Below are 13060 nucleotides of genomic sequence, written 5' to 3'. Positions count from 1 at the left end.
TGACTGTCTTTCCGGGAGAGAGCACCTCATGAAAGGGTTTTCCAAAATAGGCTGGGCAGCACTCGCCCTGCTCGGCGCGTTCTGTCTGGGTACCGTGGCGTTGCGCCGCGGCGAGCACATCAACGCGCTGTGGATCGTCGTCGCTGCGGTTTCGCTGTACCTGGTCGCTTACCGTTTCTACAGCCTGTTCATCGCCAACAAGGTGATGCAGCTGGATCCGACCCGGGCCACCCCCGCGGTGATCAACAACGATGGTCTGGATTACGTGCCGACCAACAAGCACGTGCTGTTCGGCCACCACTTCGCCGCCATCGCCGGCGCCGGCCCGCTGGTCGGCCCGGTGCTGGCCGCGCAGATGGGTTACCTGCCCGGCCTGCTGTGGCTGGTGGTGGGCGTGGTGCTGGCCGGCGCGGTACAGGACTTCGTGGTCCTGTTCCTGTCCAGCCGCCGCAACGGCCGTTCGCTGGGTGACCTGGTGCGCGAGGAAATGGGCCAGGTGCCCGGCACCATCGCGTTGTTCGGTGCGTTCCTGATCATGATCATCATCCTGGCGGTGCTGGCGATGGTGGTGGTCAAGGCGCTGGCGGAAAGCCCGTGGGGCATGTTCACGGTGATCGCGACGATGCCCATCGCGATCCTGATGGGCGTGTACATGCGCTACATCCGGCCCGGCAAGATCGGCGAGATCTCGGTGGTCGGCCTGATCCTGCTGCTGGCCGCGATCTGGTACGGCGGCAGGGTCGCCGCCGATCCGGTGTGGGGCCCGGCATTCACCTTCACCGGCACCCAGATCACCTGGATGCTGATCGGCTACGGCTTCGTCGCTTCGGTGCTGCCGGTGTGGCTGCTGCTGGCACCCCGTGACTACCTGTCGACCTTCCTCAAGATCGGCACCATCATCGCGCTGGCGATCGGCATCCTGGTGGTGATGCCGGAACTGAAGATGCCGGCGCTGACCCAGTTTGCCGCCAGCGGTGATGGCCCGGTGTGGAAGGGCGGGATGTTCCCGTTCCTGTTCATCACCATCGCCTGCGGCGCGGTATCCGGCTTCCACGCGCTGATTTCCTCCGGCACCACGCCGAAGCTGCTGGCCAATGAAGCGCACATGCGCTACATCGGCTACGGCGGCATGCTGATGGAATCGTTCGTGGCGGTCATGGCGCTGGTGGCGGCCTCGATCATCGATCCGGGCATCTACTTCGCGATGAACAGCCCGGCCGCCGTGATCGGTGCCGATGCCGCATCGGCAGCGCACTACATCACCAACACCTGGGGCTTCACCATCACCCCCGAGCAGCTGACTGCGACTGCGGCGGCGATCGGTGAACCGACCATCCTGCATCGTGCAGGTGGCGCGCCGACGCTGGCGGTGGGCATCGCACAGATCCTGCATGAAGCGATTCCCAGTGGCAGCGACGCGATGATGGCGTTCTGGTACCACTTCGCAATCCTGTTCGAAGCGCTGTTCATCCTGACCGCGGTGGACGCCGGCACCCGCGCGGGCCGCTTCATGCTGCAGGACCTGCTCGGCAACTTCGTGCCGGCGCTGAAGAAGACCGAATCGTGGACCGCCAACATCATCGCAACCGCCGGCTGCGTGGCGTTGTGGGGCTACCTGCTGTACACCGGCGTGGTCGATCCGTTCGGCGGCATCCAGACGTTGTGGCCGCTGTTCGGCATCTCCAACCAGATGCTGGCTGGCATCGCGCTGATGCTGGGCACGGTGGTGCTGTTCAAGATGAAGCGTGACCGCTACGCATGGGTGACCGCCGTACCGGCCGTGTGGCTGCTGATCTGCACCACCTATGCCGGCTTCATCAAGATCTTCGACAGCAATCCGGCTCAGGGCTTCCTGGCACAGGCGCACAAGTTCCAGGCCGCCCTTGCCAGCGACACGATCACCGCGCCGGCCAAGTCGGTGGCGCAGATGAAGCAGATCGTGGTCAATGCCTACGTCAACACCGGCCTGACCACGCTGTTCCTGCTGGTGGTGGGTGCGGTACTGGTGTATTCGATCAAGACCATCCTGGCGGCACGCCGCAATCCGCAGCGCAGCGACCGCGAGACCCCCTACGTGGCGCTGAAGCCGCATGAAATGGTGGACCTGTGATGAGCACGCAACTCGTTCCGGCCGGCCAGTACCAGGCACATCGCCGCATCTGGCGGCGCCTGGTGCAGACCGCACGGCTGTGCTGTGGCATTCCTGATTACGACAATTACGTCCGGCACATGCTGGAGAAGCATCCGGACCAGGAGCCGATGGACTACAAGACGTTCTTCCGCGAACGGCAGGAAGCGCGCTATGGCGGTCGCAACGGCGGTCGCTGCTGTTGAGGCGATGGTGCGGGTGCCGGGCTTGCGGCCCGGCGCCCGCAGAAGCAACCGCAACCGCAACCGCAACGGCCAGAGCCTAGGCCCTGGCCTTCTGTCTGCTTGGCGGGGTGGTGTCGGAATGCGGGGACGCCGCGATCCGACCTTTGACAGATTTCTGGTGGCGTTCAGTAGATCCACGCCATGCGTGGATGAAATCTGTCAGGCACCGATGAAATTCATCCACGCATGGCGTGGATCTACCCGGTGGCCATCCACTTCAGGATCAGGCCAGTGACATAGGCCAACCCGGTACCGGTGGCATAGCCCACCGTGCCCAGCAGCACGCCCACCGGCGCCAGCGTCGGGTGGAATGCCGCCGCCACCACCGGTGCTGAAGCGGCTGCACCGATGTTGCCCTGCGAACCGATCGCGAAGAAGAACAGCGGCGCTCGTACCAGCTTGGCGACGATCCACAGCACCAGCACGTGCGTGGCCATCCAGATCGCCCCCAGCAGGAACAGCCACGGCCGATCCAGCAGCGACAGCAGGTTCATCTGCATGCCAATGCAGGCAATCAGGAAGTACAGGAACACCGTACCGAGCCGCGATGCGCCGGCCGCTTCCAGCCGGCGTGCACGGGTGAAGCTCAGGCCCAGGCCCATTGCGGTGGACAGCAGGATCACCCACACGAACTGGCTGTCGAGGCTGAACTGGCTGGCCCAGCTGACGTTGGCCTTGAACCAGCCCGACAGCGGCGCGGCGATGGCGTGGGCCAGGCCGACGCCCCCCAGTGCCACGCCGACAATCACCATCAGGTCGGTCATGCTGGGGATACGGGCGTTCTGTGCCTCGTAGGCACTGATGCGCGCCTTCATCTCGTCGATGGCGCGGGTATCGGCACCGTTGCGGGTGTCGATCTGCTGCGCGCGGTTGGCCAGGAACAGCAGGATCGCCATCCACAGGCTGGCGCAGGCCACGTCGACCACCGCGAACTGGCCGAAGGTGGTGGCATCGGTGCCGAACACCTCGCGCATGGCGACCATGTTGGCGCCGCCGCCGATCCAGCTGCCGGCCAATGCGGCCATGCCGGCCCAGGTATCACCAGCCACGGTTTCCGGGTGGATCAGCTTCATCAGCTGGAACGAGACGATGGCCCCGAGCATGATGCCGGCGGTGCCGGCGCAGAACACGATCAACAGTTTTGGGCCGAGCTTGGCGATGCCTTTCAGGTCGATCGACAGGGTCAGCAGGACCAGCGCGGCCGGCAGCAGCACATCGCGCGCGACCGGGTTGTACAGCGAGGTGTTGTGGCCATCGATGACGCCGGCGGTGTTGTAGATGGCAGGGATGAAGTAGCACAGCAGCAGGGCCGGTACCCAGGCGAAGATCTTCTTCAGCAGCGGGGTCGGACCACTGGCAGCCCAGAAAATCAGGGCCAGGGTGGCGGCGATCAGGCCCAGTCCAACGATGTCGTTGCTGATCAGGGCAGTAGCGGGTTCGGTCGGCATGGGATCCTCTGTCGATCGAATGAACGGGAAAAAAAAGCGCCGCATAAAGCGGCGCAGTTCGAGATTAACATTGTCTTCACGCCGGGTCATGCCGCAGCGCGGAGCCGGTCGGAATACCGGTCAAGCGGGCCGCGAGGCGCCGAAGTCCAGGGTGGCACGCGTTCCGCGGGGTTCGCAGGGCTGCAGCTGCAGGGTCCAGCCCAGGTGTTCGCACAGCCGCGCGATCAGGTCCAGGCCGATGCCGCCACCGCGATCGGCGCGCTCGCCGCGAGCCATGCGCGCATGGATCGCCGCGATTTCCTCCGGACTCATGCCGTGCCCCGGATCCTGCAGGGTCAACACCGCCGACGCGCTCAGCTGCAGCTCGATATGGCCACGCCCACTGTTCTCGATGGCGTTGCGCAGCAGGTTGCCGATCGCCGCCTGCACCACCGCCAACGGCGCGACTATGTCCACCGGTGCGGCCTGGATACCGATGCTCAGGTCCTTGTCGCCCAGCAGGTGGCGATGGTCGTCGACGATCTCGGGCAGCAGCTGATCCAGCGCGATGCGCTCGGCACGGGCGGCCAGCCGCGCCGGATCACGGGCCAGCACCAGGAGCAGTTCGATCAACTGTTCCACGCTCTGTGCCGTGCGCAGCACCCGCTGCATCTGCTGGCGCGCGCGATCGGGCAGACCCGGCTGCTCCAGCGCCAGCTCGGCGGCACCGGTCATCACCGCGATCGGCGTGCGCAGTTCGTGGCTGGCGGTGCTGATGAACACCCGCTCACGCTCGACGAACTGCTCGTTGCGGTCCAGATAGTCGTTCAGTGCATTGGCGATGGTGTGCAGCTCGGAACTGCCACGCGGGTCGACATCGATCCGCTGGCCCTGAACGCCTGGCCGCAGGGCACCGATATGCTGGGCCAGCAGACTCAACGGGCGCACCATGCGCTCCATGCCGAAGGAGGCCATCAGCACGGTGACGAAGATCATGATCACCCCGGCCAGCATCACCCAGCGTGTGGCGAACTGTTCCAGGTCATGGAAATCGGAGATGTCCAGCGCCAGCGCCACCCGCCCCATCGAGCCGGTATCGCGCACCATCACCGCCGTCTGCCGATCTTTGATCGGTATCCCGTCGTGCAGCCCCGGATGCAGCGCGCGCACGCTCTCGGGCATGTTTCCTTCGTCGAAACGGAACAGGCTGAGCGTGTCCGAGTCCTGCCAGCGGTAGTGCGGCTCGTGCTCGGTATGTTCGACGATGCTGTCCAGTTCGGAATTGAGCAGCGCACGCCAGGCCGCATGCTCGGCGTGCTCGTGCACGTAGTTGCCGACGCTGAACACCGCTATCGACAGCAGGGCCAGGTAGCCCAGCAACCACCACACCACGCGCCGGTACAGCGGCCCCGGCTTACGCGCCTTCATCATCATGCTTGCCCGCGTCGCTGGCCGTGGTCACCGCCAGACGGTAGCCCACCCGTGGCAGCGTGTGGATCAATTTGTCGGCGAACGGGCCATCGACGCTGCGCCGCAGCTCGTAGACATGCGAGCGCAGCAGGTCGCCATCCGGCGGCTCGTCGCCCCACAGGGCGAATTCCAGCTGCTGGCGGGTGACCGCGCCGGGGCTGGCGCGCATCAGTACTTCCAGCAGCTTGCGGCAGGCCGGGTACAGATGCAGCACCTGGCTGCCGCGCTGGGCCTCCAGGGTCGCCAGGTCCAGCACCAGGTCACCGACCTGCAGGCGCTTGCGCGGATTACGCCCCTGCGCACGCAGCAGCAGCGCCTCCAGTCGCACTTCCAGCTCGGGCAGGGCAAATGGCTTGGTCAGGTAGTCGTCGGCACCGGCGCGGAAGCCTGCAATCTTGTCCGGCAGCTCGTCACGCGCGGTCAGCATGATCACCGGCACTTCGGAGGCGTGCTCGGCACGCAGGCGGCGCAGTACCTCCGGCCCCTCCATGCGCGGCAGCATCCAGTCCAGGATCACCGCATCGTAGGGGTGGCTGCCGGCCAGGTGCAGGCCGGTGATGCCATCCGGGGCCACGTCGAGCACGTGCCCACGCGACTCGAAATAGTCGAACAGGTTGGCCACCAGCTGGCGGTTGTCCTCGATCACCAACAGACGCATGCACGAAAGATCCACGGAAGTTCGTACCATGGTAGCGCCGACCATGTCGGAATGCGGTCGCCCTGCGGCCGCTCCGACGCCTTTCCTACCGTTGCCGCCTCAGAGTGGCCGTTTTGCTCCCGGAGCCTGCCGTGCCCGTAGCCCTGCCCCACCGCTGGCGCCTGCCCCTGTTGTGGCTGTTGATCATCGCTGCGCTGGCGGCCGGTATCGGCCTGCGCCAGCCGCAACCGCCCGATGAGCCGCGCTTCGTGCTGGCCGCACGCACCATGGTCGAAAGCGGGGAATGGCTGCTGCCACACCGCGGCGTCGAGCTCTACGCGGAAAAGCCGCCGGTCTTCATGTGGCTGCAGGCTGCCGCCTATGAAGTGGTGGGCAGCTGGCAGTGGTCGTTCCTGCTGCCCTCGCTGCTGGGCGCCCTGCTCAGTCTGTGGCTGATCTCGGACCTGGCCCGGCGGCTGTGGTCGCCCCGGCATTCCCTGTACGCCCTGGCCGCGCTGTTCTGCACCCTGCAGTTCGGCCTGATGGCCAAGCGCGCGCAGATCGACATGGTGCTGGTGGGCATGACCACCGTGGCCCTGTGGGGGCTGATGCGCCATCTGTGCGAGCGCCGCAACCTGCCCGCCCTGTGGCTGGCCGGCTTCGCCGCCGGCGTCGGCACGGTGACCAAGGGCGTGGGCTTCCTGCCGCTGCTGATGGTGGTGCCGTGGTTCGGCTGGTGGCTCTATCAGCGCCGTCGTGGGTACACCGTGGACGGTCCGCACCCGGCTACGCTGCTGTGGCTGATCCCGGCCTTCCTGCTGGGCGTGGCCGTGTGGCTGGCGCCGCTGTGCTGGGCGCTGCTGCACGAGCCCAGCGCCGCCCTGCAGTCCTACGCCCACGAACTGCTGTTCAAGCAGACCGGCACCCGCTATGCCAATGCCTGGCACCACCGCCAACCGGTCTGGTACTACCTGCAGGTGATCCTGACCCTCTGGCTGCCGGGCAGCCTGCTGCTGCCGATGCTGTTCAAGCCGTGGTGGCGCCGCCTGCGCCGTGGCGACCGCCGCCAGTGGCTGCTGCTGGGCTGGGCCGTGCTGGTGCTGGTGTTCTTCAGCGCCAGCCCGGGCAAGCGCGAGGTCTACGTGCTGCCGATGCTGCCGGCGATGGCGCTGGCGGTAGCCCCCCTGTTGCCGGGCCTGCTGCGCCGCCTGTGCGTGCGCCGCTACCTGTTCGGCTACAGCGTGGTGCTGATGCTGGCCACCGGCGTGCTCGGCGTGATGCTGATGACCGAGCACCCGTGGGCCGTGGCACAACTGGAACGTCGGGCGATGCCCGATACGCTGCTGCCGGTGCTCGGCGATGGCCTGTTGACCTTTGCCATCGCCCTGGCCACGCTGATCGTGTGGCTGCGGGTACGCCGTGCCGCAACGCTGGTGCTGCTGACCCACGGCATGCTGTGGATGCTCTACGGCCTGGTGCTGATCCCGGCACTGGACCCCTATGCGTCGGCGTCGGCGCTGATGCGCCGGGTGGGGGCACGGATCGGCCCGGATGCGGAGCTGGCGTTGGTCGCCTGGCGCGAACAGAACCTGCTGCAGGCCGACCGCCCGGTGCGCGAGTTCGGCTTCAAGCGGCCCTGGGCCGAGCAATGGCATGACGCCGGCCCGTGGCTGGCAGAGGCGCCGGAAAAGCGCTGGCTGCTGGTGCTGGACGATGCGATGAGCCCGTGCGTGGATCCGGCCAAGGTGATCGACATCGGTGTTGCGAATCGCAATCGTTGGCAACTGCTTCCCGGTACTGCCTGGGACCCGCAGTGCCATGCCGAACGGACTGGCTCGACCGCCGAAGAAGACTGAACGTTGACACGTTCCGGGCAATCATTAACCGGACGCGAACGAGCGTCCGACCCTTCTCCGACATACAGGTGACGAGCATGACTGCGGATTCCCGAACCGCCCTCTTCCAGCATGCCCGTCCGTCCCATTGATTCGGTAGCGCCGCTCGCGACATCGCCATTGGCGTCAAGATTTGCCGTAACTCACCTCTGGCTGCCTGTCGCAATCGGTCTGCCCCTGTTTACGCTGCTGATGGGTTTCGGCGGCGATCAATGGGTTGCCGACCATCTGTTCCGCCTGGAAGGCGGTCATTGGGCGTTGCAGGACGCCTGGATCACCCGCACCGTGGTGCACAAGGCGGGCAAATGGCTGAGCACGGCCGCGGCGTTGATGGTGATCCTGCTGTGCTTCCATCACTGGCGCAAAGGGCGTGACCGCACACTGCGCTGGGCGCTGCTGTATGTCGTGATTGCCATGGCACTGGGCACCGGCGTGATCTCACTGCTGAAGGCGCTGGTGCCGATGGAATGCCCCTGGGACCTGTTGCGCTACGGTGGCGACCAACCCTTCATCGGGCTGTTCACCCTGCGACCTGTCGGCATGCGCGCGCAGGCCTGCTTCCCGGCTGGCCATGCCAGTGCAGGTTATGCATGGCTGTGCCTGTACTTCTTCGCCCTGCTGTGGCGCCCGTCCTGGCGCTGGGCCGGGTTGTGGATCGGCCTCGGCACGGGCCTGGTGTTCGGCATCGGCCAACAGCTGCGGGGCGCGCACTTCGTTTCGCATGACATTGCGACCGCGTTGATATGTTGGTTGCTTTCGCTCGGCCTGTATGTCCTGATCCGCCGTCAGCTGGACCGTCCCAACCGCCAGGAGGCAAACGCATGAGTGCATCGGTCCAACGCCCCGCCCGCCTTCCCGCGTTGGCGAGCCTTCGCCGCTGGCGGCCGCAGCTGTCCACCGAAGCACTGATCGCGCTGACCAGCCTGTTCTTCGCGGTGGCCGGCAATGGCCTGTTCTGGCACAACGCGATGGCCAGCCATCCGGGCAGCCTGCGCTACGCGCTTTCGCTGCTGCTGTTGCTGCTGGGTGCGCATGGCGTACTGCTGGGCATCCTGGTCTGGCGCTGGAACGCCAAGGTGGTGATCAGCCTGCTGTTGCTGGTGACCGCGTTCGCCGCGCATTACATGAGCCGCTACCACATCTATCTGGATGCGGACATGCTGCGCAACGTGCTGGCGACCGACCCCAAGGAAAGCCGCGAGCTGATGACCGTGTCGCTGCTGTGGCCGGTACTGCTGCTGGCGGTGCTGCCGATGGTGGTGCTGTGGCGCGTGCAGCTGCGCCGCCGCAGCTGGGGCCGCAGCCTGCTGTGGCGCTTGGGTTTCCTGGTGGTGGCGGCGGTGACCGCGGTCGGCGGTGCGCTGATCTCGTTCCAGGATGTGTCGGCACTGATGCGCAACCAGCGCGAAGTGCGCTACCTGGCCACCCCGGCCAATGTGCTGCTGGGCCTGCCTCGTGCACTGCGTGGTGACAACCCGGTACAGCGCGCGCCGAAGCTGCCGATCGGTACCGATGCCAAGGCCACCCCGCGCGCGCCGACCAGCAAGCCACGCCTGCTGGTGATCGTCATGGGTGAAACCGTGCGTGCGCAGAACTGGGGTCTCAACGGCGGCCGCAATACCACCCCGGAACTGGCCCAGGCCAGTGTGATCAATTTCCCGGACATGCATTCGTGCGGCACCAGCACCGAGGTTTCGCTGCCGTGCCTGTTCTCGCCGTGGGGCCGTCACGACTACGACGAGAAGAAGATCCGCGCGCACCAGTCGTTGCTGCATGTACTGAACCGCGCCGGCATCGCGCCGCTGTGGCGTGACAACCAGTCCGGCTGCAAAGGCGTGTGCGAAGGCCTGGACTTCCAGTCGCTGTCCGATGCGACCACGCCGGGGCTGTGTGCCGATGGCCGCTGCATGGACGAGATCCTGCTGCAAGACCTGGCCACCCAGGTGCGTGCGAAGCCTGGCGACCGGGTGGTGGTGCTGCACCAGCTGGGCAACCATGGCCCCGCCTATTTCGAGCGCTATCCGCCCGCCTTCCGCCGCTTCACCCCGACCTGCGACACCCGTGACATCGGCCGCTGCACGCGCGAGGAGATCACCAACAGCTACGACAACGCCGTGCTGTACACCGATCACTTCCTGACCAAGACCATCGGCGCGCTGCAGGGGATGCAGGATTACGACACCGCGATGATCTACCTGTCCGACCACGGCGAGTCGCTGGGCGAGAAGGGCCTGTTCCTGCATGGCGTGCCCTACGCCATCGCCCCGGCCGAACAGACCCGGGTGCCGATGACGATGTGGTTCTCGCAGGGCTTCGCCAGCAATCGTGGGCTGGACCTGCAGTGCGTGCGCAAGCGTTCGGCGGCTTATGCCGACCACGACAACCTGTTCCCGTCGGTGCTGGGCCTGATGCAGGTGAAGACGGCGCTGTACGAGCGCGACCGCGACGTGTTCGCCAACTGCGAGGGTTGAGGGTTGTTCAGCAGGGCTTGCAGCCCTGCACCTGCTGCAGGCAACAGCAACAGCCGAAGCAACAGCAAAAGCGGGTTTCCTGTGGGTAGGCGGGGTGGGTCCGGTGGCGGGAGACGCCGTAAACCCCGCTCCGCGGTCCGGCCCAGCCGCTGGCGGCTGTGCGTTCGGGCGCTTGCGAAGCAGTGCTTCGCAAGCAAAGCGCCCTCACCCATGGGGGCTTGGCCGCGGCATCCATGCCGCGGACACTCCCGCCACCGGACCCACCCCGCCTTCGATAGTTCTCCGCGATCTGTTGGAACGAACTTGGGGTCGGATCCGTTTTCCGCAGGAAAACGGATCCGACCCCATTTTGATTGTCGATACCTGGCAGATTTCATCCACGCATGGCGTGGATCTACCGCAGATCGCGGGAAACTGTCAGAGGTGGGGCGGTGTCGGAGTGCGGGGTGTCAGCCGCATGGATGCGGCTGCCAAGCCTACAGGGACGTACTTGCGGCGTCCCCGCACTCCGGCACCGCCCCGCCATCCCACGGATAGCCCGCTGTTGCTGTTGCTTGTGCTCCGGCTTCTGCGGGTGCCGGGCGCCGCCCGGCCGACTTCCGCCACTTGCGGTGACAGCGACTGCCCACTAGCCTTCGGCCGTCGTTCACCACCCAAGGACCGCCCGTGAAACATCGTCATCTCCTGCTGGCCTCGGCAATCGCCGTCGCCACGCTGGCCCTGGCCGCCTGCAAGAAGGAAGCTGCCCCAGGCACCGATACCGCCAGCAGCAGCGCGCCGGCCGGCGAAACCGCCGACCAGTTCGTGGCCCGCATCAATGCCGAATTCAAGGCCGCCTACCCGGAGATGACCTCGGCACAGTGGCTGTCCTCCACCTACATCAACAGTGATTCGGAACGCATCGCGGCCAAGGCCAACGAGCGCTCGCTGACCCAGCTCAACAGCTGGATCGAGCAGGCCGCCAAGTTCGATGGCAAGCCGATGAGCGAGGACAGCAAGCGCGCGATCCACCTGCTGAAGCTGATGTCCTCGATGCCGGCACCGCGCGACCCGGCCAAGCTGGCCCAGCTGACCCAGATCGCCACCCGCATGGAAGGCAGCTACGGTGCCGGCAAGTACTGCACCGATGCCAACGATCCGAACTCCTGCCGCCAGCTGGGCGAACTGGAACAGGTACTGGCGCGCAGCCGCGACTACGACAAGCAGCTTGATGCCTGGCAGGGCTGGCACAGCACCACCAAGAGCATGCGCGGCGACTACCAGACGTTCGTCGGGCTGGTGAACGAAGGCGCCAAGGGCATGGGCTTCACCGATGCCGGGCAGATGTGGCGCAGTGGCTACGACATGCCGCCGGAGCAGATCGGCCCGGAGACCGACCGCCTGTGGGAGCAGGTCAAGCCGATGTACGAGCAGCTGCACTGCTACGCACGCGGCAAGCTGGACAAGACCTACGGCAAGGACAAGGCCGAAGTGGGCAACGGCCTGATCGCCGCGCACCTGCTGGGCAACATGTGGCAACAGGACTGGTCGAACCTGTGGGACCAGCTGGAACCGTACCCGGGTGCCGGCAGCCTGGACATCACCGCCGCGCTTGAAAAGCAGTACCAGACCAACCTGAGCGCCGCGCTGGCCAAGGCCGGCAAGGACGCCAACGTCGCCGCGCAGTACAAGGCGCAGCGCGAGGCCGAACTGCGTACCGCCAAGCAGATGACCGAGCGTGCACAGGACTTCTACGTGTCGCTGGGCATGCCGTCGCTGCCGCAGTCGTACTGGGACAAGACCCAGTTCATCAAGCCCGATGACCGTGACGTGGTCTGCCACGCCAGCGCCTGGGACATGAACATGGAAGGCGATGTGCGCACCAAGATGTGCATCAAGCCGAACGAAGAGAACTTCACCACCATCTACCACGAGCTGGGCCACATCTATTACGACCTGGCCTACAACCCGCTGCCGCCGCTGTTCCAGGGCGGTGCCAACGATGGCTTCCACGAAGCGATCGGCGACACCATCGTGCTGGCGATGACGCCCAAGTACCTCAGCTCGATCGGCCTGGTCGACGCCCCGTCCGAAAGCCGCGAAGCGGTGATCAACAACCAGATGCGCATGGCGCTGTCGGGCGTGTCGTTCCTGCCGTTCGGGCTGATGATCGACCGCTGGCGCTGGGGTGTGTTCGACGGTTCGATCACCGCCGACAACTACAACAAGGCGTGGTGGGACCTGAAGGCCAAGTACCAGGGCGTGGCCCCGGCCAGCACCCGTGGCGAAGAGTTCTTCGATCCGGGCGCCAAGTACCACGTGCCGGGCAACACCCCGTACACCCGCTACTTCCTGGCGCGCATCCTGCAGTTCCAGTTCTACAAGGGCCTGTGCGATGCAGCCGGCTACAAGGGCCCGCTGCACGAGTGCACCTTCTATGGCAACAAGGAAGCCGGCCAGAAGTACTGGGCGATGCTGAGCAAGGGTGCCAGCCAGCCGTGGCAGGCCACGCTGAAGGAGCTGACCGGTACCGACAAGCTCGATGCCGGCCCGATGATCGAGTACTTCACTCCGGTCAACGAATGGCTGAAGCAGCAGAACGAAGGCCAGATGTGCGGCTGGCAGGCCAACGCGGCCCCGACGGCGAAATGAAAAAAGGGGCGGATCCGCGAGGGTCCGCCCCTTTCCGGTAGAGCCGGGGGGGGGGGGGGGCGGGGGGGGGGGGGGGGGGGCGCGGGGGGCGGGGGGGGGGGGGGGGGGGGGGGGGGGGGGGCGCGGCGGAGCGAAAAAACGGAGTGTTTATAGGAT

9 protein-coding genes are annotated in these 13060 nt (G+C 66.1%); 6 read left to right on the top strand and 3 right to left on the bottom strand.

What is annotated here, in order from left to right; genetic code table 11:
* The first annotated feature begins 28 nt into the window (after positions 1 to 28).
* Positions 29 to 2110, top strand: coding sequence for a carbon starvation CstA family protein (locus tag ABH900_RS12250; RefSeq protein WP_429623147.1), 2082 nt, complete (start codon positions 29 to 31; stop codon positions 2108 to 2110).
* The gene (locus ABH900_RS12245; RefSeq protein ID WP_005410613.1) at positions 2110 to 2334 is read left to right on the top strand and encodes a YbdD/YjiX family protein; all 225 of its coding nucleotides are present in this window, start codon (positions 2110 to 2112) and stop codon (positions 2332 to 2334) included. The genes ABH900_RS12250 and ABH900_RS12245 overlap by 1 nt, the downstream gene beginning before the upstream one ends.
* A 236-nt stretch (positions 2335 to 2570) precedes the next feature.
* Here ABH900_RS12245 and ABH900_RS12240 read toward each other — a convergent pair whose 3' ends face one another.
* The 3 genes from ABH900_RS12240 to ABH900_RS12230 all read right to left on the bottom strand — a co-directional run bounded on the left by ABH900_RS12240 (position 2571) and on the right by ABH900_RS12230 (position 5928).
* Positions 2571 to 3821 (bottom strand): DUF819 domain-containing protein, encoded by a 1251-nt coding sequence (locus ABH900_RS12240; protein WP_429623145.1) that lies wholly within the window; start codon positions 3819 to 3821, stop codon positions 2571 to 2573.
* Positions 3822 to 3941: 120 nt separating this feature from the next.
* A complete protein-coding gene (locus ABH900_RS12235; RefSeq protein WP_429623143.1) occupies positions 3942 to 5228 on the bottom strand; it encodes a sensor histidine kinase in 1287 nt (428 codons plus the stop codon).
* Complete coding sequence (locus ABH900_RS12230) at positions 5215 to 5928, bottom strand: response regulator transcription factor (RefSeq protein WP_429623142.1); 714 nt, start codon at positions 5926 to 5928, stop codon at positions 5215 to 5217. The genes ABH900_RS12235 and ABH900_RS12230 overlap by 14 nt, the downstream gene beginning before the upstream one ends.
* Positions 5929 to 6059: 131 nt before the next feature.
* On the opposite strand from ABH900_RS12230, the gene ABH900_RS12225 reads away from it, so the two are divergent.
* From ABH900_RS12225 to ABH900_RS12210, 4 genes are all read left to right on the top strand, one after another.
* Complete coding sequence (locus ABH900_RS12225; protein ID WP_429623141.1) at positions 6060 to 7763, top strand: ArnT family glycosyltransferase; 1704 nt, start codon at positions 6060 to 6062, stop codon at positions 7761 to 7763.
* A 111-nt stretch (positions 7764 to 7874) separates the two neighbouring features.
* Positions 7875 to 8627, top strand: a complete 753-nt coding sequence (locus tag ABH900_RS12220; RefSeq protein ID WP_429623140.1) for a phosphatase PAP2 family protein — start codon at positions 7875 to 7877, stop codon at positions 8625 to 8627.
* Positions 8624 to 10273, top strand: coding sequence for a phosphoethanolamine transferase (locus tag ABH900_RS12215; RefSeq protein ID WP_429623138.1), 1650 nt, complete (start codon positions 8624 to 8626; stop codon positions 10271 to 10273). The genes ABH900_RS12220 and ABH900_RS12215 overlap by 4 nt, the downstream gene beginning before the upstream one ends.
* A 666-nt stretch (positions 10274 to 10939) precedes the next feature.
* Positions 10940 to 12904: a M2 family metallopeptidase gene (locus ABH900_RS12210; protein ID WP_429623136.1), complete on the top strand. Its 1965-nt coding sequence runs from the start codon at positions 10940 to 10942 to the stop codon at positions 12902 to 12904.
* Positions 12905 to 13060 lie beyond the last annotated feature (156 nt).

The sequence above is a fragment of the Stenotrophomonas sp. AN71 genome (assembly GCF_050435725.1).
Taxonomy (GTDB): Bacteria; Pseudomonadota; Gammaproteobacteria; order Xanthomonadales; family Xanthomonadaceae; genus Stenotrophomonas.
The sequence above is the reverse complement of the archived record's forward strand: the minus strand, read 5'-3'. Positions and strand labels throughout refer to the sequence as shown.

Coding starts and splice junctions, on each gene's coding strand:
- ABH900_RS12250 (WP_429623147.1), top strand. CDS start 29: ATGAAAGGGTTTTCCAAAATAGGCTGGGCAGCACTCGCCCTGCTCGGC.
- ABH900_RS12230 (WP_429623142.1), bottom strand. CDS start 5,928: ATGCGTCTGTTGGTGATCGAGGACAACCGCCAGCTGGTGGCCAACCTG.
- ABH900_RS12220 (WP_429623140.1), top strand. CDS start 7,875: ATGCCCGTCCGTCCCATTGATTCGGTAGCGCCGCTCGCGACATCGCCA.
- ABH900_RS12240 (WP_429623145.1), bottom strand. CDS start 3,821: ATGCCGACCGAACCCGCTACTGCCCTGATCAGCAACGACATCGTTGGA.
- ABH900_RS12235 (WP_429623143.1), bottom strand. CDS start 5,228: ATGAAGGCGCGTAAGCCGGGGCCGCTGTACCGGCGCGTGGTGTGGTGG.
- ABH900_RS12245 (WP_005410613.1), top strand. CDS start 2,110: ATGAGCACGCAACTCGTTCCGGCCGGCCAGTACCAGGCACATCGCCGC.
- ABH900_RS12215 (WP_429623138.1), top strand. CDS start 8,624: ATGAGTGCATCGGTCCAACGCCCCGCCCGCCTTCCCGCGTTGGCGAGC.